The sequence below is a fragment of the Kitasatospora sp. MAP5-34 genome (assembly GCF_029894335.1).
Lineage (GTDB): Bacteria > Actinomycetota > Actinomycetes > Streptomycetales > Streptomycetaceae > Kitasatospora.
Genome location: NZ_JARXZC010000002.1, coordinates 36966 through 56273, shown reverse-complemented (window position 1 = coordinate 56273; position 19308 = coordinate 36966). Strand labels below are relative to the sequence as shown.

The 19308-nt window shown below is 69.3% G+C and carries 21 protein-coding genes; 8 read left to right on the top strand and 13 right to left on the bottom strand.

All coding sequences use genetic code 11. The features are described 5' to 3' along the window. Positions 1–72: 72 nt before the first annotated feature. Positions 73–1470, top strand: coding sequence for an MFS transporter (locus tag P3T29_RS02250; RefSeq protein WP_280714764.1), 1398 nt, complete (start codon positions 73–75; stop codon positions 1468–1470). A gap of 144 nt (positions 1471–1614) precedes the next feature. After that, entirely contained in the window at positions 1615–2190 is a 576-nt protein-coding gene (locus P3T29_RS02245; RefSeq protein ID WP_280714500.1) for an NADAR family protein, read from the top strand. A 141-nt stretch (positions 2191–2331) separates the two neighbouring features. On the opposite strand, the gene P3T29_RS02240 is transcribed toward P3T29_RS02245, so the two are convergent. Next, the gene (locus tag P3T29_RS02240) at positions 2332–3714 is read right to left on the bottom strand and encodes a glycine--tRNA ligase (protein WP_280714499.1); all 1383 of its coding nucleotides are present in this window, start codon (positions 3712–3714) and stop codon (positions 2332–2334) included. Between the two features lie 189 nt (positions 3715–3903). Between P3T29_RS02240 and P3T29_RS02235 the strand changes: the two genes are divergently transcribed. The 4 genes from P3T29_RS02235 (at position 3904) to P3T29_RS02220 (ending at position 7204) form a co-directional block, all read left to right on the top strand. Next, on the top strand, positions 3904–4860 hold the full coding sequence (locus P3T29_RS02235) for a metal ABC transporter substrate-binding protein (protein ID WP_280714498.1): 957 nt from the start codon (positions 3904–3906) through the stop codon (positions 4858–4860). Between the two features lie 156 nt (positions 4861–5016). Next, complete coding sequence (locus P3T29_RS02230; protein ID WP_280714763.1) at positions 5017–5823, top strand: metal ABC transporter ATP-binding protein; 807 nt, start codon at positions 5017–5019, stop codon at positions 5821–5823. After that, on the top strand, positions 5820–6758 hold the full coding sequence (locus P3T29_RS02225; RefSeq protein ID WP_280714497.1) for a metal ABC transporter permease: 939 nt from the start codon (positions 5820–5822) through the stop codon (positions 6756–6758). The genes P3T29_RS02230 and P3T29_RS02225 overlap by 4 nt, the downstream gene beginning before the upstream one ends. A 35-nt stretch (positions 6759–6793) precedes the next feature. Further along, positions 6794–7204, top strand: coding sequence for a Fur family transcriptional regulator (locus P3T29_RS02220; RefSeq protein ID WP_280714496.1), 411 nt, complete (start codon positions 6794–6796; stop codon positions 7202–7204). 112 nt (positions 7205–7316) lie between these two features. On the opposite strand, the gene P3T29_RS02215 is transcribed toward P3T29_RS02220, so the two are convergent. The 4 genes from P3T29_RS02215 to leuA all read right to left on the bottom strand — a co-directional run bounded on the left by P3T29_RS02215 (position 7317) and on the right by leuA (position 11803). After that, positions 7317–8159, bottom strand: coding sequence for an isoprenyl transferase (locus tag P3T29_RS02215; RefSeq protein WP_280714495.1), 843 nt, complete (start codon positions 8157–8159; stop codon positions 7317–7319). A gap of 5 nt (positions 8160–8164) precedes the next feature. Further along, complete coding sequence (gene recO / locus P3T29_RS02210) at positions 8165–8911, bottom strand: DNA repair protein RecO (RefSeq protein WP_280714494.1); 747 nt, start codon at positions 8909–8911, stop codon at positions 8165–8167. Between the two features lie 219 nt (positions 8912–9130). Then, positions 9131–9676 carry a TerB family tellurite resistance protein gene (locus P3T29_RS02205; protein WP_348532786.1) on the bottom strand — a complete coding sequence of 182 codons (546 nt, stop codon included), beginning with the start codon at positions 9674–9676 and terminating at the stop codon, positions 9131–9133. 345 nt (positions 9677–10021) lie between these two features. Then, complete coding sequence (gene leuA, locus P3T29_RS02200) at positions 10022–11803, bottom strand: 2-isopropylmalate synthase (RefSeq protein WP_280714492.1); 1782 nt, start codon at positions 11801–11803, stop codon at positions 10022–10024. A 303-nt stretch (positions 11804–12106) separates the two neighbouring features. Between leuA and P3T29_RS02195 the strand changes: the two genes are divergently transcribed. Both P3T29_RS02195 and P3T29_RS02190 read left to right on the top strand, forming a co-directional pair. Then, positions 12107–13126: a M4 family metallopeptidase gene (locus P3T29_RS02195; RefSeq protein ID WP_280714491.1), complete on the top strand. Its 1020-nt coding sequence runs from the start codon at positions 12107–12109 to the stop codon at positions 13124–13126. A 125-nt stretch (positions 13127–13251) separates the two neighbouring features. Beyond that, positions 13252–13548: a protealysin inhibitor emfourin gene (locus tag P3T29_RS02190; protein ID WP_280714490.1), complete on the top strand. Its 297-nt coding sequence runs from the start codon at positions 13252–13254 to the stop codon at positions 13546–13548. Positions 13549–13615: 67 nt separating this feature from the next. On the opposite strand, the gene era is transcribed toward P3T29_RS02190, so the two are convergent. From era to P3T29_RS02150, 8 genes are all read right to left on the bottom strand, one after another. Then, positions 13616–14545: a GTPase Era gene (era, locus tag P3T29_RS02185; protein ID WP_280714489.1), complete on the bottom strand. Its 930-nt coding sequence runs from the start codon at positions 14543–14545 to the stop codon at positions 13616–13618. 60 nt (positions 14546–14605) lie between these two features. Next, positions 14606–14770 (bottom strand): hypothetical protein, encoded by a 165-nt coding sequence (locus P3T29_RS02180; protein WP_280714488.1) that lies wholly within the window; start codon positions 14768–14770, stop codon positions 14606–14608. 114 nt (positions 14771–14884) lie between these two features. Next, positions 14885–15265, bottom strand: a complete 381-nt coding sequence (locus P3T29_RS02175) for a cytidine deaminase (RefSeq protein ID WP_280714487.1) — start codon at positions 15263–15265, stop codon at positions 14885–14887. A 56-nt stretch (positions 15266–15321) separates the two neighbouring features. Next, the gene (locus P3T29_RS02170) at positions 15322–15861 is read right to left on the bottom strand and encodes a DUF4383 domain-containing protein (RefSeq protein WP_280714486.1); all 540 of its coding nucleotides are present in this window, start codon (positions 15859–15861) and stop codon (positions 15322–15324) included. Between the two features lie 116 nt (positions 15862–15977). Continuing rightward, positions 15978–16211, bottom strand: coding sequence for a hypothetical protein (locus tag P3T29_RS02165; RefSeq protein ID WP_280714485.1), 234 nt, complete (start codon positions 16209–16211; stop codon positions 15978–15980). Between the two features lie 61 nt (positions 16212–16272). Further along, positions 16273–17598: a hemolysin family protein gene (locus tag P3T29_RS02160; RefSeq protein ID WP_280714484.1), complete on the bottom strand. Its 1326-nt coding sequence runs from the start codon at positions 17596–17598 to the stop codon at positions 16273–16275. 13 nt (positions 17599–17611) lie between these two features. Then, positions 17612–18106, bottom strand: coding sequence for an rRNA maturation RNase YbeY (ybeY, locus tag P3T29_RS02155; RefSeq protein ID WP_280714483.1), 495 nt, complete (start codon positions 18104–18106; stop codon positions 17612–17614). Between the two features lie 14 nt (positions 18107–18120). Beyond that, positions 18121–19239: a PhoH family protein gene (locus P3T29_RS02150; protein ID WP_280714482.1), complete on the bottom strand. Its 1119-nt coding sequence runs from the start codon at positions 19237–19239 to the stop codon at positions 18121–18123. Positions 19240–19308: the final 69 nt, after the last annotated feature.

Genomic DNA, 19308 nt, shown 5'->3' with positions numbered 1-19308 from the left:
TGGTACCAGGGTGAGCGAGGCCCCATCGTGGTAGTCGTGACCCAGCAACTAGCGCTCCCGAAGACCACTCCTCTGGTACGGCCCGCCACCTCCACCCTCGGTGTCGCCGGCCTCGTCACTGTCCTGCTCGGCGCGTTCCTGCCGATGTTGGACTTCTTCATCGTCAACGTGGCTCTACCCACCATCGACCACGACCTGGCTGCGGGGCCGGCCGTGCTGGAGCTTGTCGCGGCCGGCTACGGCATCGCGTTCGCAGTGCTGCTGGTACTCGGCGGGCGCCTCGGCGACACCTTCGGCCGTCGACGGCTCTTCATCGCGGGCGCGGCCGCATTCGCCCTCACCTCACTCATCTGCGGAATCGCGCCCTCAGCCTGGACGCTGGTCGCGGCCCGCGTCGCGCAGGGCGCGTCGGCCGCGTTGCTGCTCCCCCAGGTCCTGGCCACCATCACCGCAGTCAGCAGCGGCCCGCAGCGCGCACGTGCGCTCAGCATCTACGGCGCGGTCGGGGGCGTCTCCGTGGTGATCGGTCAGGTGCTCGGCGGGATGCTGGTCTCAGCCGACCTCTTCGGCACCGGATGGCGCTCCGTCTTCCTGCTCAACGTCCCGTTCGCACTGCTGACCGCCGTACTGGCCATGGCGTACGTACCCGAGAGCCGCGCCCCACACGCAGCGAAGGTCGACCTCCCCGGCACCGCTCTCCTGACTGCAGCTCTCCTCGCCCTGTTCGTGCCGCTGATGGAGGGGCGAGCCGTGGGCTGGCCGCTCTGGACCTGGCTCATGCTCAGCGCCTTCCCGTTCCTCGCCGCCGCGTTCCTGTTCGTCGAGCGGCGGGCGGAGCTGTCCGGCAGGGTTCCCCTCGTCCCGCTCTCGTTGCTGCGCATTCCCGAGATGCGGCACGGGCTGGGCATAGCCGTGCCGTACTTCACAGGCTTCGGCGGCTTCATGTTCGTGATCGCCGTCATGCTTCAGCAGGGGTTGCGGCTCGGTCCGGTCGCCGCCGGCTGGGCGCTGGTACCGATGGCCGTCGGATACTTCTTCGCCTCGCTCTCCGGGCCTCGGCTGATCAACCGATTCGGCAGTCGGGTGATCACTGCGGGGGCAGTCGTCCAGGGCCTCGGTCTTGCCACCCTCATCACCACGGTGCTGACCGACTGGGCGCACTTCTCACCACTTCGGATGCTGCCCGGGGTGGCGCTCGCCGGCATCGGCCAGGGCCTGATCGGGACGCCACTGTTCCGGGTCGTCCTGTCCAAGGTGCCGCTCGACCGAGCGGGTGTGGGCAGTGGCGTTCTGGCCACTACTCAGCAGTCCAGCCTGGCCCTCGGGGTGGCGACACTGGGGACACTCTTTCTCGCTCTCTCCCCTTCAATGGGTATCGCGCACGCACTGGCTCTGGCCCTGGCCCTCCAACTGACCGGTTCGGTCGTGATCTTCGGCCTCAGCACCCGTCTCCCCCGCTCGGTCGGCTGACCCGAGCAAGCAGTCAGCCCGGCCCGATCAGCCCCCAGCCCCCCGATCAGCCCACCGGCGATCAGTCGGCCGACCTGATCGGCCGGCTGATACTCCGCAGGAAACCGCAGGACCACTGTCGGTTCCGGATGTCAGGATGGCGTCATGACTGCGACCCAGCCCCTCAACCCGGCCGAGACCCGTACCCGCGAGGAGCTCGCCGCCCTGGTCGGGACGGGCATCCGGCCGAAGTACCTGCTCTTCTGGGGCCACCGCCCGGAGAGCAGCGGCCGGGTCGGCCCGGGCTCCCTCAGCCAGTGGTGGCCGTCGGAGTTCACAGTCGGCGGAGTCACGTACGCGACCGCCGAGCACTGGATGATGGCGGGCAAGGCCCGGCTCTTCGGAGACGAGGAGGTAATCCCCCGGATCCTCAAGGCCCGCACCCCCGCCGAGGCCAAGAAGCTGGGCCGACTGGTCGAGGGCTTCGACGAGGACCGCTGGGCAGCAGAGCGGTTCGAGCTTGTGGTCGAGGGCAATGTTGCCAAGTTCGGTCAGAACGAGGCCCTACGCGAGTACCTGCTCGGCACCGCACAGCGGGTCCTGGTGGAGGCCAGCCCGATGGACCGGCTCTGGGGCATCGGGCTGGCAGCGGACAACGAGCGCGCGACCCAGCCCGAGCAGTGGCGCGGCCTCAACCTGCTCGGCTTCGCCTTGATGGAGGCACGTTCCCGCCTGGCCTGACCAGGGCACCCCCACCACCCTCACCACCCCACCAGCTGCCCGCCGACAGCCCGTCCAACAGCAAGTCGGCCCCCTCGCGGCGCGAACGAACCGCAAGGGAGCCGACCAGTAGGACTGTCCGGACTCAACAACCGTCCGGACTCAGCAGCCGATCAGACGGGCACCGAGGTAGGACTTCACCTGGTCGAGGGAGACCCGCTCCTGAGCCATGGTGTCGCGCTCGCGGATGGTGACCGCGTTGTCCTCAAGGGTGTCGAAGTCGACGGTGACACAGAACGGCGTGCCGATCTCGTCCTGGCGACGGTAGCGCTTGCCGATGGCGCCGGCATCGTCGAACTCGACGTTCCAGGCCGTCCGCAGGTCGGCGGCCAGGCCGCGCGCCTTCGGCGAGAGGTCGGCGTTGCGCGACAGCGGCAGCACCGCGACCTTGACCGGGGCCAGGCGCGGGTCGAGCCGCATGCCGACGCGCTTCTCCATGACGCCCTTGGCGTTGGGCGCCTCGTCCTCGAAGTAGGCGTCGATCAGGAAGGCCAGCATGGCGCGGTTGAGGCCCGCTGCCGGCTCGATGACGTACGGGAAGTACCGCTCGCCCGACTCCTGGTCGAAGTACTTGAGGTCCTGGCCGGAGGCCTCACTGTGGGTGGCGAGGTCGTAGTCCGTCCGGTTGGCGATGCCCTCCAGCTCCGAGAACTCGGTGCCGCCGAAGTTGAAGCGGTACTCGATGTCCACGGTGCGCTTGGCGTAGTGGGAGAGCTTCTCCTTCGGGTGCTCGAAGAAGCGCATGTTCTCGGTCCGCAGGCCGAGACCCACGTACCAGTCCCAGCGCTGCTGCAGCCAGTACTCGTGCCAGGTCTCGTCCTCGCCGGGCTTGACGAAGAACTCCATCTCCATCTGCTCGAACTCACGCGTGCGGAAGATGAAGTTGCCGGGCGTGATCTCGTTACGGAAGCTCTTGCCGACCTGGGCGATGCCGAACGGCGGCTTCTTGCGCGAAGTGGTCTGCACGGCCTTGAAGTTGGTGAAGATGCCCTGGGCCGTCTCGGGGCGCAGGTAGGCCAGGCCGCCCGCGTCCTCGGTGACGCCGAGGTGCGTCTTCAGCATGCCCGAGAACTCCTTGGGCTCCGTGAAGGCGCCCTTGTTGCCGCAGTTCGGGCAGTTGATGTCGGCAAGACCGTTGACGGGCGGCTTGCCGTGCTTGGCCTCGTACGCCTCCTCCAGGTGGTCCGCGCGGTAGCGCTTGTGACAGGAGGTGCACTCGGTCAACGGGTCGTTGAAGGTGGCGACGTGGCCGGAGGCCTCCCAGACCTCGCGGGCCAGGATCACGGACGAGTCGAGCCCGACGACGTCCTCCCGAGCGGTGACCATCGAACGCCACCACTGGCGCCTGATGTTCTCCTTGAGCTCGACGCCCAGTGGCCCGTAGTCCCAGGCGGCACGCGTACCACCGTAGATCTCGCTGCAGGGGTAGACGAAGCCACGGCGCTTGCTCAGGCTGACGATCGTGTCGATCTTGTCGGCGGCCACAGTGCTCTCTTCAGTACGACGTCGGTTCGACGGCACGGTCAAGGCGCGGCTGGTTGCACGCACCCGAATACCTCAGGTTACCGGGCACGTGGGTGGGGGGTTCAAATCGGTATTCGCGAGAGCCGGGTCCGCAATTCACCCCAACGGGTGGTTTGACAATCATTTCCACATAAGATGAGAATGGTTGTCATGATGCTCCGACTCCAGCGACCGCGACGCCTCCAGACCTCGATAGCCCTGACCGCCACCGCCCTCGTCGGCGCTCTCGCCCTCACCGCCTGCGGTGGTACGAGCAGCGCCAAGAGCAGTGACGGCAAGCTGAACGTGGTCGCGTCGTTCTACCCGATGGAGTTCCTCGCCGAGCAGATCGGCGGTGACAACGTGCACGTCACCGACCTCACCGCAGCCGGGGTCGAGCCGCACGACCTCGAACTCACCGCCAGGCAGGTCGCCTCGGTCCAGCAGGCCGGCCTGGTGATCTACCTCAAGGGGCTGCAGCCCACCGTCGACCAGGCCGTCACCCAGTCCGACGCCAAGTACGTGGTGGACGCCACCGCGGCCTCCCCGCTGGTCGACCACCACCTCGACGAGGGCACGACCGGCGGCACCGCCCACCCCAGCGCCACCGGCGACCCGCACATCTGGCTCGACCCGGCCCGCTACGCGGCGGTCGCCAAGAGCGTCGGCGCCGAGCTCGCCAAGGCGGATCCGGCGCACGCCGCCGACTACCAGAAGAACACCGACGCGCTGGTCGGCAGGCTCGCCACCCTGGACCAGGACTTCCAGACCGGGCTGAAGGGCGTCAAGTCCAAGACCTTCGTCACCAGCCACGCCGCCTTCGGCTACCTCTCCGACCACTACGGTCTGAACCAGATAGCGATCAACGGCGTCGACCCGGAGGCCGAGCCCACCCCGGCCCGGCTCGCCGAGATCCAGAAGGCCGCCAAGGAGAACGGCGTGACCACCATCTTCTTCGAGACCCTGGTCAGCCCCAAACTCGCCGAGTCGGTCGCCCAGGACCTCAAGCTCAAGACGGCGGTGCTCGACCCGATCGAGGGCGTCAAGGCCCCCGCCAAGGACGACTACTTCTCGATCATGCGTCAGAACCTCGCCAACCTGCGGACCGCGCTCGGCGCCACCAGCTGAGGGGACATCACACCAATGAGCTCTGTCATATCCAGGACCGGTGAAGCGGTCGAGGCGGACTCCGGCCCGGCACAGCACCCCGGCCCGGCGCGGCGCTCCCTCCCGGCGAGCGCCGCGCCTGTGGCCGCATCGGCAGACGCGCCCGCCACCGTGCCCATGGCCGCGCCTGCCGCCGTACCCGCCACCGCACCCAAAGCCGCACCCACCGCCGTGCCCGTACGGCTGCGCGGCGCGGTGGCCTCGCTCGGGGGCCGTCCCGTCCTGCGGGGCATCGACCTCACCGTCCGGCCCGGCGAGGTGGTCGCGCTGCTGGGTGCCAACGGCTCCGGCAAGTCCACCACCGTCAAGACCGTGATCGGCTCGGTCCCGCTGGAGCACGGTGCGCTTGAGCTGTTCGGCATGCCGTACGCCAAGTTCAGGAGCTGGCACCGGATCGGCTACGTCCCCCAGCGCACCACCGCCGCCAGCGGCGTTCCGGCCACCGTCCGCGAGGTGGTCTCCACCGGGCGGCTGCCGCAGCACCGGCTGCTGCCGTTCCGCCGCAAGGACCGGGCCGCCGTGGACCGGGCACTGGACGCCGTCGGCATGCTCGACCGGGCGGAGGACGGCGTGGCCGCCCTCTCCGGCGGCCAGCACCAGCGCGTGCTGATCGCCCGGGCGCTGGTGGGCACGCCGGATCTTCTGATCATGGACGAACCGATGGCGGGCGTGGACGCGGCGAGCCAGCAGGTGCTGGCCGACACCCTGCGCCGCGAGGTCGAACGGGGCGCCGCCGTCCTGCTCGTCCTGCACGAACTCGGGCCGCTGGAGCCCCTGATCGACCGGGCCGTGGTCCTGCGCGACGGCTGCGTCGCGCACGACGGCCCGCCGCCGCCCAACACCGGACAGCACGCGCTGCCCGGCCACGACCACGTCCACCCCCACACAGACGACCACCTCACGACTCCTGGACTGCTGGCATGACCGAGATGTTCTCCCTCGCCTTCATGCAGCGCGCACTGATCGCCGCCGCACTCATCGGCATCACCGCGCCGGCCGTGGGCATCTACCTGGTGCAGCGGCGGCAGGCCCTGATGGGCGACGGAATCGGGCATGTCGCACTCACCGGTGTCGGGCTCGGCTTCATCTTCCAGACCAGCCCGGTCTGGATGGCTGTCCTGGTCTGCATCCTGGCCGCCATCGTCATGGAGCTGGTACGGGCTCGTGGGAACAACCGGGGCGACATCGCCCTCGCCATGCTCTTCTACGGCGGCATGGCCTGCGGCCGGATGCTGATCAGCAAGTCCCCTGCCGCAAGTGGCGCCAGTGGCAGCCTGGACAGCTACCTCTGGGGCTCGATCCTGGCCGTCGACACTGCGGATCTGGTCACCATCGCGGCGCTCGGCGCGATCGTGGTCGCCGTCACCCTCGGGTTGCGCAGGCAGCTCTTCGCGGTCTGCCAGGACGAGGAGTTCGCCAGAGTCACCGGCATCCCCGTGCGCCTGCTCAACCTGCTGCTGGCGGTGATGGCCGCAGTCACCGTCACGGTCGCGATGCGGGTCGTCGGCCTGCTGCTGGTCAGCGCGATGATGGTGGTCCCGGTCGCGGCGGCGCAGCTGCTCACCCGGTCGTTCGTCGCCACCCAGGCGCTCTCCATCGGCCTCGGTGTGGCCGTGTCGCTGGGCGGGGTCGCCGGTTCCTACCAGTTCGACGTACCGCCAGGTTCGGCCATCGTGCTGCTCGCCATCGCCGTCTTCGCCGTCTTCAGTGCGATCGCGGCGCCACTGGCCGGACTGCGGCACCGGTCGGCAGCCGGGGCAGGAGGCACAGCCGGGCCCGGGGTGTGCGACGTGGTCCTGCCCGATCAGGACGGGTCTCGGGCCGGCGACCCGCTGGGAAGTCCGGGGCTGGCACAATGATGTGCGAGATGACCCCACTTCCAGGAGGACCCACGGTGACCACCGCAGGCCCGTCGCCGCGCGCTCGATCCACTCGGCAGCGGGCCGCCGTCTCGGCGGCCCTGGACGAGATCGAGGACTTCCGCAGCGCGCAAGAGCTGCACGACATGCTCAAACACCGAGGTGACTCGGTCGGCCTGACCACCGTCTACCGCACCCTCCAGTCGCTCGCCGACGCCGGAGAGGTGGACGTACTGCGCACGTCGGACGGCGAAGCCGTCTACCGCCGTTGCAGCAGTGGGCACCACCACCACCTGGTCTGCCGCCACTGCGGCGCCACCGTGGAGGTCGAGGGCCCGGCAGTCGAACGCTGGGCCAACACCGTCGCGGCCGAACACGGCTACAGCGACATCGCCCACACCCTGGAGATCTTCGGCACCTGCGCAGAGTGCGCGGCGAAGCAGTAGACCCGAAGAGCAGCAGTAGACCTGAAGAGCAGAAAAGCAGAAGAACGTACGCGAGAGGGGCCCGGGAGACATCCCGGGCCCCTCTCGCGTACGCGCGGTCGGCTCTACCCGGTCAACGCTGGGCCGGCACCTCGCCAGCCAGTCCGGGCTTGACCTCGTTCGGGATCGCGCCGCCGAAGCGGCGGTCGCGCCTCGCGAACTGCTCGCAGGCGTTCCAGAGGTCGCGGCGGTCGAAGTCCGGCCAGAGCACGTCCTGGAACACGAACTCGGCGTAAGCGCTCTGCCAGAGCAGGAAGTTGGAGGTGCGCTGCTCGCCGCTGGGGCGGAGGAACAGGTCCACGTCCGGCATGTCCGGGTGGTACATGTACTTGGCGACGGTCTTCTCGGTGACCTTCGCCGGGTCCAGCTTTCCGGCCGCCACGTCACGGGCGATGGCCGCCGCCGCGTCCGCGACCTCGGCCCGGCCGCCGTAGTTGACGCACATGTAGAGGGTGACGGCGTCGTTGTCCTTGGTCTGCTCCTCGGCGACCTGGAGCTCCTGGACGACGCTCTTCCACAGCTTCGGCATCCGGCCGGCCCAGCGGATCCGGACGCCCATCGCGTCCATCTCGTCGCGGCGGCGGCGGATGACGTCCCGGTTGAAGTTCATCAGGAACTTCACCTCGTCCGGTGAACGCTTCCAGTTCTCGGTGGAGAAGGCGTACAGCGAGATGTTCTTCACGCCGAGCTCGATGGCGCCCTTGAGGACGTCGAGCACGACGGACTCGCCGACCTTGTGCCCCTCGGTGCGCGGCAGACCGCGCTCCTTGGCCCAACGCCCGTTGCCGTCCATCACGATCGCGACGTGCTCCGGGACGAGCTCACCCGGGAGCTTCGGCGGCCGGGCACCGCTCGGGTGCGGGGTCGGAGTCACGTACTCCCGCTGCTTGCTGCCGAAGAGGCGTCGCGCTGCCATGGTGCTCACTTCTCCACGTATCTCATCGAGCGGATGCCCCGCTCCAGGTGCCACTGCAGATAGGCGGCCACCAGCCCGCTGCCCTCGCGCCAGTACCGAGGCTCGCAGTTGTCCGCCGTCTGCCAGTCCCCTGACAGCAGCGCGCCGAGCAGTACCAGTGTCTCAGGGGAGGGTACGGCACTTCCAGGTACCCGGCAGTCCGAGCAGAGCACTCCGCCCGCTTGGAGCGAGAAGAACCGGTTGACGCCGTCCATACCGCACTTGGCGCAGTTGGTGAAGCTCGCGCCGTACCCGTTGACGGCCAGCGAACGGAGCAGGAAGGCGTCCAGTACGAGATGCGACTCGTGCAGCCCGGCCGCCAGCGTACGGAGTGCGCCGACCAGGAGCAGGTACTGCTGGACGGCCGGTTCGCCCTCGTTCTCGGCGAATCGTTCCGCCGTCTCCAGCATCGCCGTGCCGGCGGTGTAGCGGCCGTAGTCCGTGACGATCGAGCTGCCGTAGGGGGCGATGGTCTCCACCTGGGTGCAGAGCGGCAGCGAGCGGCCGACCAGGTCGGCGCCCCGGCTGAAGAACTGCACATCGACGTGGGAGAACGGCTCCAGCCGCGCGCCGAACTTCGACTTGGTCTTGCGGATGCCCCGGGCCACCGCCCGCACCCGGCCGTGCTGACGGGTCAGCAGGGTGATGATCCGATCGGCCTCACCGAGCTTCTGGACGCGCAGCACCACGCCGTCGTCGCGGAAAAGGCTCATCGGTGGATTCCGGAGTCGAACAAGGTGGCCATCCGACCATTGTCCCGCAATCAGCAGGCGGTCCGGTCGGCAGCACGGCAGTCCGGAAAACTACGCACCGCCCCGGACAGCCGTACGCCCGCACCCAGGTCCGTGGGGGGACACCTCGGGTGCGGGTGACGGCGGGCCCGGAGGGGGGGTCGGGCCCGGTTCGTGGGGGTCTACGGGGTGGCCGGCGCGTCAGTGCGAGGCGCTGGTGGCCGACTGGAGGAGTTCGCCGACCCGGAGCTCGGCGAGCTTGAGGCAGCGGCCGACGGCGGCCAGTGCGGCGCGCTCCTGCGGCAGGTACCGGCCGTCGGCCAGCGCGATCCGCGCGCCCTGGAGCAGCAGCCGCTCGCGGCCCTGCTGGGCGAGGTGCGGGGCCAGCGGTTCGAGCGCGGCGTGCAGTTCGATGGCCAGACCGCTGCCCGCACCGTCGAGGTCGACCGGTACGTCACCGTCGACGCCGGTGAGCGCGGCCAGTGCGGCGAGCACCTGGACCTCGCCGCTGTCCTCGAACCCGGCCTCGCGGACCACCGCGCAGGCGGCCTCCCTGGCCGCCCGGCTGCCCGTGCCGCCGGCCGCGAGGACGGTCAGCGCCACGGTGTACTGGGCGTCGCGCAGCATCGCGGCCAGCCGGACGCTGGTGAGTTGCTCCAGGGTCTCGACGCCGTACCTGCCGTGGCAGGAGGTGCACTGGATGCTGCCGATCACCGGGCCGACCGGGACGATCGGTGTGCCGACCAACCGCAGCCACCGCCGACCGTGCTGCCGACGGTAGTTGCGGTCGCCACCACAGCCAGGACAGAAGAAATCACCGAGGACGTCCGTCCGCCACCGAGGGCGAACACCCCACAACCCTGTCACGGCGCCACTCCCCAGACATGGCAGGCGGCCTGCGCATCAATGGGCAGGTCACGCGACCGGAGTCCGCGGGCCGCCCACCGACCCCGGTTCCGGTGGATAGATGCTGCCACGGTTAAGAGCACGTGTCAGCACCCCGAACGGGTAAAGATGTGGCGTGGAACACATTTCTCCGGAGAACCGCCAGGGCTCCCGGGGGGCCACCCATCAGATGACCCCCCATGCGAACTATCCGCGCTGCGCGCGGTTGACAGCGCTCGCCATGGCCTTCAGCGAGGCCAGCACGGTGTTGCCGTCGATGCCGACGCCCCACAGCACCTTGCCGTCCACCGCGCACTCGACGTACGCGGCGGCCTGGGCGTCGCCGCCCTCGCTCAGTGCGTGCTCCGCGTAGTCCAGGACGCGGACGTCGATGCCGATCCGGGCCAGCGCGTCGCCGAAGGCGGAGACCGGGCCGTTGCCGGTACCGGTCAGCGTCGCGGGGACGCCGTCCAGGACGGCTTCGGTGGTCAGCGCGTCCCGGCCATCCTCGGTGGTCAGGCTGCGCGAGCCGCTCAGCGAGATCCGGCCCCAGGCGTTGTCCGGGGTGGGCAGGTACTCGTCCTGGAACCGCGCCCAGATGTCGGCCGGGGTGACCTCGCCGCCCTCGGCGTCGGTCTTGGCCTGGATGATCTTCGAGAACTCGATCTGCATCCGGCGCGGCAGGTCCAGCTTGTGGTCGTTCTTCAGGACATACGCGATACCGCCCTTGCCGGACTGGCTGTTGACCCGGATGACCGCCTCGTACGAGCGGCCGACGTCCTTCGGGTCGATCGGCAGGTACGGGACACCCCAGGTGTACTCGCCGACCGGCACACCGGCCGCCGCCGCGTCGGCCTCCAGGGCGTCGAAACCCTTCTTGATGGCGTCCTGGTGCGAGCCGGAGAAGGAGGTGTAGACCAGGTCACCGGCGTACGGGTGGCGCTCAGGTACGACCATCTGGTTGCAGTACTCGTATGTACGGCGGATCTCGTCGATGTCGGAGAAGTCGATCATCGGGTCGACACCCTGCGAGAACAGGTTCATCCCGACGTTGACCAGGTCCAGGTTGCCCGTCCGCTCACCCTGCCCGAACAGACAGCCCTCGACCCGGTCCGCACCGGCCATGATGGCCAGCTCGGCGGAGGCGACGCCGGTGCCCCGGTCGTTGTGCGGGTGGCTGGACAGCGCGACGAACTCGCGGCGGGTCAGGTTCCGCGACATCCACTCGATCTTGTCGGCGTAGACGTTCGGCGTGGAACGCTCCACCGTGGTCGGCAGGTTCAGGATGATCTCGCGGCCCTCACCGGGCTGCCAGACGTCCATCACCGCCTCGCAGACCTCCAGCGCGAAGTCCAGCTCGGTGTCGATGAAGATCTCCGGCGAGTACTCGTAGCCGAAGACGGTGTCCTCGCCCAGCAGCTTGTCGGCGTACTCCATCACCAGCCGGGTGCCGTCCACGGCGATGCCCTTGATGTCCTCACGGGAGCCCTTGAAGACCACCCGGCGGAACAGCGGCGAGGTCGCGTTGTACAGGTGGACGGTGGCCCGGGGGGCGCCGACCAGGGACTCGACGGTGCGCTCGATCAGGTCCTCGCGGGCCTGGGTCAGCACCGAGATGGTGACGTCCTCGGGGATCGCGCCCTCGTTGACCAGCGAGCGGACGAAGTCGAAGTCGGTGGCACCGGAGGACGGGAAGCCGACCTCGATCTCCTTGTAGCCCAGCTTGACCAGCAGGTCGAACATCTTGCGCTTGCGGGCCGGGGACATCGGGTCGATCAGCGCCTGGTTGCCGTCCCGCAGGTCGGTCGAGAGCCAGCGCGGCGCCTGGGTGATCATCTTGCCGGGCCAGGTGCGGTCCGGCAGGTCGATGGTGCCGAACGGTACGTACCGGCCGTACGGCATGCCGGACGGCTTCTGCTGGACGGACGAAGCGGTGATCGGGGTCGGACGGTCGATGAAGGCACGGGCGATCGAAGACTGCTCAGTCATGAAGGAGACTCTCGGCTTCTCTGTCGATTGCGGGCTGATCGGGGCGGTGAACACCCGACCTGGCCGACTACTGGGCCGCATCAGAAGAAAAACATGGGCACAGCACGATCCCCGCGGCGAGGGAGCCGGCCTTCGTGGTCTACAGGCCCTCGACGCGGCAGCTAAGAAGAAGCAGGCCGTAACGCATGATGTTGTCGAGAGTAACCCAGGCCACTGGCAGGACACAGTGAACCCGGCCACGATTCCACTCCTTGAGATGACAACCCCGTGACAACCAGTCACCAATGCGTCACCCTTGGCGACATGACTTCTGCCGCGCACTTCTGCAGCATCGTCCCGCCGTACATCCTCGACCGGCTCGCCGAGCAGGGCCACGAGGCCGCACAGCGCTCCCTCGCCCTGGACGCCGTCCACCGCGCCGCCCGGCTGACGGCCGTCGCGCCACCGAGCCCGCCGCATCACCTCTCCCGGACCGTCGGCGACGCCCGCCACACCCAGCAGGCCCCCGGCCGGCCGGTCCGCCGCGAAGGCGGCCCGCCGGCCAAGGACGCCTGCGTCAACCGCGCGTACGACGCGCTCGGCGCCACCTTCGCGCTGTACGAGGAGGTCTACGGCCGCAACTCCGTCGACAACGACTGGCTGCCGCTGGACGCCACCGTCCACTACGGAGAGCAGTACGACAACGCCTTCTGGGACGGCTCCCGGATGGTCTTCGGTGACGGCGACGGCGTGATGTTCAACGACTTCACCTCCTCGCAGGACGTGATCGGCCACGAACTCACCCACGGCGTCACCCAGTACAGCGCCGCCCTCGACTACCAGGGCCAGTCCGGCGCGCTCAACGAGTCGGTCTCCGACGTGTTCGGCTCGCTGGTCAAGCAGTACGCGCTCCGCCAGGCCGCCGCCGACGCGGACTGGCTGATCGGCGCCGACCTGCTCGCACCCGGCGTGCACGGCATCGCGCTGCGCTCGATGAAGGCGCCCGGCACGGCGTACGACGACCCCCGGCTCGGCAAGGACCCGCAGCCCGCCCAAATGGGCGACTACGTCGACACCACCGAGGACGAGGGCGGGGTGCACATCAACTCCGGCATCCCCAACCACGCCTTCTACCTGCTGGCGACCGCGCTCGGCGGCAACGCCTGGGAGCGGGCCGGACAGATCTGGTACGACACCCTGACCGGCGGCCGGCTCACCCACGACTCGGGCTTCACCGCCTTCGCCAGGGCCACGGCCGCTGCGGCCCGGGCCCGTTACACCGACGAGGCGGTGGCCAACACCGTGATCGCCGCGTGGTCCCAGGTCGGGGTCAGCGCGACCTGACGGGCCGCCGAGCCCGTACGGTGAGGGGACCAACACCGGGCCAGACTGGGCGTCAGCTGAACGCAGCTCGCACAAACTCTGTAAAAACCCAGCAAATCCCATCACTAGGTAGCAGACTGGCGACCATGCGTATCCAGGTGACCCGTACCGGCGGCCTCGCTGGCCGCGCCCATCGCGCGGAGCTGGACACCGCCGAGCGGCCCGATGCCCCGCACGTCCACGCCCTCGCCCGCGAGGCCGTGGCCGGCGGGCTGCGCACACCCTCGTACGGGGTGCCCGACGGTTACCACTACGAGATCACGGTCGACGGCCGGACGGTGCACTGCGCCGACCCGAAGCTGACGGACTGTCAGCGCGAGCTGATATCGCTGGTCCTGCACGAGGGCACCAGCCGCCCGGACCAGCCACAGCCGTTGACCTAACCGCTCCCCCGACCCTGAAACGCGACCGGCCGGTGCCCCCGTGGGGACACCGGCCGGTCGGGTGCGGTCAGAAGCCGAGCTTGCGCAGCTGCTTCGGGTCGCGCTGCCAGTCCTTGGCGACCTTGACGTGCAGGTCGAGGTAGACCGGGGTGCCGAGGAGGGCCTCGATGTGCTTGCGGGCGGTGGTCCCGACGTGCTTGAGGCGGGAGCCCTTCGAGCCGATCACGATGGCCTTCTGGCTCTGCCGCTCGATGTAGACGTTGGCGTGGATGTCGAGCAGCGGACGGTCCGCCGGGCGGCCCTCGCGCGGGATCATCTCCTCGACCACGACGGCGAGCGAGTGCGGCAGCTCGTCGCGGACACCCTCCAGCGCAGCCTCGCGGATCAGCTCGGCGACCATGATCAGCTCGGGCTCGTCGGTCAGGTCGCCGTCCGGGTAGAGCGGGGGGCCCTCCGGGAGCAGCGGGGCCAGCAGGTTGGCCAGCAGATCGACCTGCTTGTCGCCGACGGCCGACACCGGGACGATCTCGGCCCACTCGATGCCCAGCTCGACACCGAGCTGGTGGATCGCGATGAGCTGCTCGGCCAGCTTCTTGGAGTCGACCAGGTCGGTCTTGGTCACGATCGCGACCTTGGGGGTCTTCTTGACCTCCGCGAGCTCCTTGGCGATGAACTTGTCACCGGGGCCGAGCTTCTGGTCGGCCGGGAGGCAGAAGCCGATCACGTCGACCTCCGCCCAGGTCGAGCGGACCAGGTCGTTGAGGCGCTCGCCGAGCAGCGTGCGGGGCTTGTGCAGGCCGGGGGTGTCGACCAGGACGAGCTGCGCGTCCGGGCGGTGCACGATGCCGCGCACGGTGTGGCGGGTGGTCTGCGGACGGTCCGAGGTAATCGCGACCTTCGTCCCGACCAGCGCGTTGGTCAGGGTCGACTTTCCCGCGTTGGGACGGCCGACGAAGCACGCGAACCCGGAACGGTACGGGGATGAAGGGGCAGTCATGTCCCCCATTCTCCCTGATCACCCGAGCGGCGACGGACAGGCCGTCCCGACCGGGCCCTCTCAGCGGGCCTTACCGCCCCCTCGCCGCGAGGTCAGGCCACCGATCAGCGTCAGTACGAACAGCGTGATGGACCCGGCCAGCCAGTACGGAGAACCGGTCTCCTTCCAGCGCCCCATGCCCATCACGCTCAGCAGCAGCGCGGCGAAGAATCCCAGTGCCCCCATGACACACCCCCTTCCGGTCAGATTATCCGGCCGGAGGCGCCACCAGTAGGCCCGCCGGGCGGTCGCCTGAAGCTGCCGGGTGGTCCGCAGCTCGCGGACCACCGGGCAGCCGCCTCACTCGGCCTTGGCAGCCACCCGCAACGTGCCGTCCGGCCCGGCCAGCAGGACTGGCGTGCCCACGCCGCCCAGGTCGCGCACGGCGGCCAGGTCCGCCGTGGCCGGCGCGGTGGCCTCGCTGACCACTGCCGCCGCCTCCAGGCCCTTGGCACCGCTGGCCACCGCCATGGCGACCGCCGTCTGCAGGGCGCTGAGCCGCAGCGACTCCAGCGCGACGGTACCCGCGACGTACGTGCGTCCGGTCTCGTCACGCACGGCGGCCCCCTCCGCGACGCCGTTGCGGGCGCGGGCGGAGCGGGCCAGCGTGATGATCTTCTTGTCCTCGGGATCCAGGGCGGCGGGATCAAGGTCTGTCAGCTCACTCATGCCGCTGAGCATAGGGGCCGCGCGGCTCGCACGTCCGCGCGGCCCAGAAGCAGGGTCGAGGAGGGGGGTCAGTGACCGATGGGGTTGGGCGGGCCGGGCTTGAAGATCTTCACCATGGCCGGTGGGCCGGACGGCAGCTGCTCCTGCTCGCCGTGGCGCTTCTGCCAGTACGGGTTGTCGTGCGGCAGATGACTGCTCACCCTGCCGTACATGCCGAAGGTGAGCACCACGAAGCCGAAGATGAAGCTGAACAGGACGTTCGACATCCGGAAGTTGAGGATGTTGGCGTCACCCCGGCCGAGCAGGGTCAACCCGGCGAAACCGGACAGGACGAAGAGCACGCCCACGATCATGTTGAGGTTCGAGGCGAAGTTGCCGCCGATCACCGCACCGACGATCAGCACGGCTCCCATCACCACCGAGAGCCAGCTCAGCGCGCCGTTGGTCGACATACCGGCGACCGACTGCCCGTGGGTGCTCAGGAAGCCCGGATGCCCGGTCACCCCGAGAATCCCGAAGACCATCAGGAACACACCGCCCAGGCCCGCGCCGATCCGGTAGACCGTCGCGAGCCGGTGGTCCATGGGAAGTTCGTCTTGCAGTTTCATGGGGACCTCCACCACACAGGTCGAACCTGGGAAACCGGCCCCTCCCCGTACGAGCGCTCGACGCACCCGCACCGTAATCAAGGTACGTCCGGACCGGCCGACGCCGCCTGTCGGTGCTACCGGTGCGGATCGCCCGGCATGTGCGGGACTTCGTGCATGTACAGCGAACCGCACTGCTGACAGGCCCGCAGGCCGGTCCCCCACTCCTCGGCGGGCTTGGTCTCCGCGTCGGGCTCGATGTCACGCCCGCACAGCGCCGCCACGAGGTTCGCGGACCGGACGACATGCCACTGCTTGGCCCCGCCGGACCGGCCCGCAGGGCCGTACTCTGCTCGCAACTGATGCGTCATGCTCACATGGTGGGACGAATCGGAAGGCCCGGCAATTCCTGCTGGGCCTTCCGGACCACGGTCACTCGCCGTCGCCCTCCAAGGGCGCGGTGCCGCGCCGGACCGGCGAGACCACGACGGTCCCGATCCGGTTGCGGCGGCCCGCCGAGCTCTCGGCGGTGAGGCGGATGGCGGTGAAGTCGACCGAGGCGTCCTCGGGGACCGGGATGTCGCAGGAGGAGCCGGGAATCGGGACGCGTCCGAGGTGTTTGGCGAGCAGACCGCCGACCGTCTCGACGTCCTCGTCCTCCAGCTCCAGGCCGAACAGCTCGCCGAGGTCCTCGACCAGCAGCCGGGCGGTGATCCGGTACGAGCCGTCCCCGAGGTCCTCGACCGGCGCGATCTCGCGGTCGTACTCGTCGGTGATCTCGCCGACGATCTCCTCCAGGACGTCCTCGATGGTGACCAGGCCCGCCGTGCCGCCGTACTCGTCGATCACGATCGCCACGTGCGAGCGCATCTGCTGCATCTCGCGCAGCAGGTCACCGGCCGGCTTGCTGTCGGGGACGAAGACGGCCGGCCGCAGGACCGTGCCGACCAGCTCGGACTCGGCGTCCCGGTTGATGTGGGTGCGGCGGACGAGGTCCTTCAGGTAGACGATGCCCACCACGTCGTCCTCGTTGTCGCCGACCACCGGCATCCGGGAGAAGCCGGAGCGCAGCGCCAGGGTGAGCGCCTGGCGGATGGTCTTGTGGCGCTCGATCATCACCAGGTCGGTGCGCGGCACCATCACCTCACGGACGATGGTGTCGCCCAGCTCGAAGACCGAGTGCACCATCCGGCGCTCGTCGTCCTCGATCAGGTCGTCCTTCTCCGCCAGGTCGACCAGCGCCCGCAACTCGGCCTCGGAGGCGAACGGGCCCTCCCGGTAGCCCTTGCCCGGGGTGAGCGCGTTGCCCAGCAGGATCAGCAGGCGCGGGATCGGGCCGAGGATGCGGGCCAGCGGCAGCAGCACGAAGGAGGCCGCCGTGGCGGTGGTCAGCGGGTGCTGGCGGCCGATCGTGCGCGGCGAGACCCCCACCGCGACGAACGAGACCAGCACCATCACACCGAAGGCCAGCAGCACGGCCTGCCAGGTCTGGTGCAGGCTGCGCACGCAGACCACCGTCACCAGGACGGCCGCCGCCATCTCGCTGGCGACCCGGATCAGGGTCGCCAGGTTGAGGTAGCGGATCGGGTCGGAGGCGAGCGTCAGCAGCCGACCGGAGCCGCGCCGCCCGGCCCGGACGGCCTCCTCCGCGCGGAACCGGGAGATCCGGGAGATACCGGCCTCCGCGCAGGCCGCCAGCCAGCCGAGCACGACCAGCAGGCAGGCCCCGACGAGGAAACTCGTACTTTCACCACTCACCGAAGGCCTGGCCTCAGTGGGTGGTCGGCGCCGGGGAGATCCCCGACAGCCCGCGACCGGACCGCCAGTCGTCCAGGATGCGCTTCTGGAGCGCGAACATCGCGCGCTCCTCCTCGGGCTCCTCGTGGTCGTACCCGAGGACGTGCAGCACACCGTGGACGGTGAGCAGCTGCAGCTCCTCGTCCATCGAGTGCTTGGACGGCGCGTCCAGGCCCTGCTTCTCGGCGACCTCGGGGCAGAGCACGATGTCACCGAGCAGGCCCTGCGGCAGCTCCTCGCCCTCCTTGCCCGGGCGCAGCTCGTCCATCGGGAAGGACATCACATCGGTGGGCCCCGGGAGGTCCATCCACTGGATGTGCAGCTCCTCCATCGCCGCGCCGTCCACCAGGATCACGGACAGTTCGGACTGCGGGTGGATCCGCATCTTGTCGAGGGCGAAGCGGGCGACGTCGAGGATGGCATCCTCGTCGGCGTCCCAACCGGACTCGTTGGCGATGTCGATCGACATGGAGGGCTTGGTACTCAGCTTTCGGTGCGATGGGACTGGCGGGGAGCGCGCGCGGTCTCGGCCTTGCCGGGGCGGCGCTGTGCGGGCTTACGGGGTGTGGCTTCGGTCTCGGCCTCCTGCAGGGCGTCCCAGCGTTCGTATGCGTCAACGATGTGGCCGACCAACTTGTGACGCACCACATCGGTGCTGGTGAGGACGGAGAAGTGGATGTCGGGGACACCCGTCAGGATCTCCTGGACGACCTTGAGACCGCTCCGGGTACCGCCCGGGAGGTCGATCTGGCTGGTGTCACCGGTGACCACCATCCGGGAGTTGAAGCCCAGGCGGGTGAGGAACATCTTCATCTGCTCGGGCGAGGTGTTCTGGGCCTCGTCCAGGATGATGAAGGCGTCGTTGAGGGTACGGCCGCGCATGTACGCCAGCGGGGCGACCTCGATGGTGCCGGCCGCCATCAGACGCGGGATGGTGTCCGGGTCCATCATGTCGTGCAGCGCGTCGTAGAGCGGCCGCAGGTACGGGTCGATCTTCTCGAACAGCGTGCCGGGCAGGAAGCCGAGCCGCTCGCCGGCCTCGACGGCCGGGCGGGTCAGGATGATCCGGTTGACCTCCTTGGCCTGCAGGGCCTGGACGGCCTTGGCCATCGCGAGGTAGGTCTTGCCGGTACCGGCCGGGCCGAGGCCGAAGGTGACCGTGTGCTTGTCGATCGCGTCGACGTACCGCTGCTGGTTGAGGGTCTTGGGGCGGATGGTCCGGCCCCGGTTGGACAGGATGTTCGCGGTGAACACCTCGGACGGGGCCGGGTGGTCCGGATCCGTGGTGGCACTCCTGAGCATGGCGATGGAGCGCTCCACAGCGTCCTCCGTCAGGGGTTGGCCGGTGCGCAGCACCAGCATCATCTCGCTGAAAAGCTCCTGGACGAGGTCGACCTCGGCACGCTCGCCGGTCGCGGTCACCTCGTTGCCGCGGACGTGGATGTCGGCGGCGGGGAAGCCGCGCTCGATCACTCGTAGGAGGGAGTCGGTGGCACCGAGCAGGGTGACCATCGGGTGCTTCTCGGGAATGACGATCCGGGCACTGGCCGCCCCGTCAGGGCGCGTCTGTCCGTTGGCGGGGGTACGTGATGTATCACTCATGGGTCGGCCTGGGGCCTGCCTCATCCCATCCGTCGTCGGGGTGCCACTCGGTCTCTCCGGGGTCACCAG

Coding starts and splice junctions, on each gene's coding strand:
- P3T29_RS02245 (WP_280714500.1), top strand. CDS start 1,615: ATGACTGCGACCCAGCCCCTCAACCCGGCCGAGACCCGTACCCGCGAG.
- P3T29_RS02235 (WP_280714498.1), top strand. CDS start 3,904: ATGATGCTCCGACTCCAGCGACCGCGACGCCTCCAGACCTCGATAGCC.
- P3T29_RS02230 (WP_280714763.1), top strand. CDS start 5,017: ATGGCCGCGCCTGCCGCCGTACCCGCCACCGCACCCAAAGCCGCACCC.
- P3T29_RS02225 (WP_280714497.1), top strand. CDS start 5,820: ATGACCGAGATGTTCTCCCTCGCCTTCATGCAGCGCGCACTGATCGCC.
- P3T29_RS02215 (WP_280714495.1), bottom strand. CDS start 8,159: ATGGCAGCGCGACGCCTCTTCGGCAGCAAGCAGCGGGAGTACGTGACT.
- recO (WP_280714494.1), bottom strand. CDS start 8,911: ATGAGCCTTTTCCGCGACGACGGCGTGGTGCTGCGCGTCCAGAAGCTC.
- leuA (WP_280714492.1), bottom strand. CDS start 11,803: ATGACTGAGCAGTCTTCGATCGCCCGTGCCTTCATCGACCGTCCGACC.
- P3T29_RS02195 (WP_280714491.1), top strand. CDS start 12,107: ATGACTTCTGCCGCGCACTTCTGCAGCATCGTCCCGCCGTACATCCTC.
- P3T29_RS02190 (WP_280714490.1), top strand. CDS start 13,252: ATGCGTATCCAGGTGACCCGTACCGGCGGCCTCGCTGGCCGCGCCCAT.
- era (WP_280714489.1), bottom strand. CDS start 14,545: ATGACTGCCCCTTCATCCCCGTACCGTTCCGGGTTCGCGTGCTTCGTC.
- P3T29_RS02180 (WP_280714488.1), bottom strand. CDS start 14,770: ATGGGGGCACTGGGATTCTTCGCCGCGCTGCTGCTGAGCGTGATGGGC.
- P3T29_RS02175 (WP_280714487.1), bottom strand. CDS start 15,265: ATGCTCAGCGGCATGAGTGAGCTGACAGACCTTGATCCCGCCGCCCTG.
- P3T29_RS02170 (WP_280714486.1), bottom strand. CDS start 15,861: ATGAAACTGCAAGACGAACTTCCCATGGACCACCGGCTCGCGACGGTC.
- P3T29_RS02165 (WP_280714485.1), bottom strand. CDS start 16,211: ATGACGCATCAGTTGCGAGCAGAGTACGGCCCTGCGGGCCGGTCCGGC.
- ybeY (WP_280714483.1), bottom strand. CDS start 18,106: ATGTCGATCGACATCGCCAACGAGTCCGGTTGGGACGCCGACGAGGAT.
- P3T29_RS02150 (WP_280714482.1), bottom strand. CDS start 19,239: ATGAGTGATACATCACGTACCCCCGCCAACGGACAGACGCGCCCTGAC.